The sequence below is a fragment of the Vibrio fujianensis genome (genome assembly GCF_002749895.1).
Classification (GTDB): Bacteria; Pseudomonadota; Gammaproteobacteria; order Enterobacterales; family Vibrionaceae; genus Vibrio; species Vibrio fujianensis.
The window spans coordinates 41,038-41,684 of the sequence record NZ_NBUS01000042.1 but is presented as its reverse complement, the minus strand read 5'-3'; the positions used below and the strand labels follow the sequence as shown (position 1 = coordinate 41,684).

Annotated in this window: 1 protein-coding gene; it reads left to right on the top strand. The window is 44.8% G+C overall.

Going from position 1 to position 647, the window contains the following annotated elements; all coding sequences use genetic code 11:
- On the top strand, positions 1-537 hold a 537-nt coding region (locus B7C60_RS18705), incomplete at its 5' end, for an HAD-IC family P-type ATPase (RefSeq protein ID WP_245869084.1).
- Positions 538-647: the final 110 nt, after the last annotated feature.

The following is a 647-nucleotide window of genomic DNA, read 5'->3' as shown; positions in this document are numbered from 1 at the left end:
AGAGATGATGCCAAAATCGCGATTGCGCAGCTGAAACAACTGGGTATAAAGAGCATTATGCTCACGGGGGATAACTCCCGTAGTGCTGCCGCCATTGCTCAGACGTTATCCATTGAATACCAAGCTGAGTTGTTACCACAAGATAAAGTTACCTTTATTGAACAACTGGCTGAGCAACATCAGGTCGCGATGGTGGGTGATGGGATTAATGATGCCCCCGCGATGAAACAGGCGAGTATCGGTATTGCCATGGGGGGCGGTACCGATGTTGCGTTAGAAACCGCAGATGCCGCCTTAACGCATAATCGACTGTTAGGGTTAGCCGGTATGATCCAGCTTTCACGGGCAACCCTGAATAATATTCGTCAAAATGTGACGTTAGCTCTTGGCTTGAAAGGCATTTTTTTGGTCACCAGCTTACTGGGTATTACTGGTTTATGGGTTGCGGTATTAGCCGATAGTGGCGCAACGGCATTAGTGACGTTAAATGCTTTACGCCTATTACGTTTTAAGCCCGCGCGTGATACTTCTTGGTAAGAGATTACTTGTGTGATCACATGGTTATCTAGCGTTGATAGGAATCTTTATTACATAAACATAACAAAAATGTGTGATGCAAATCGGTTTCCTTTGAAATTTCTGTTTTT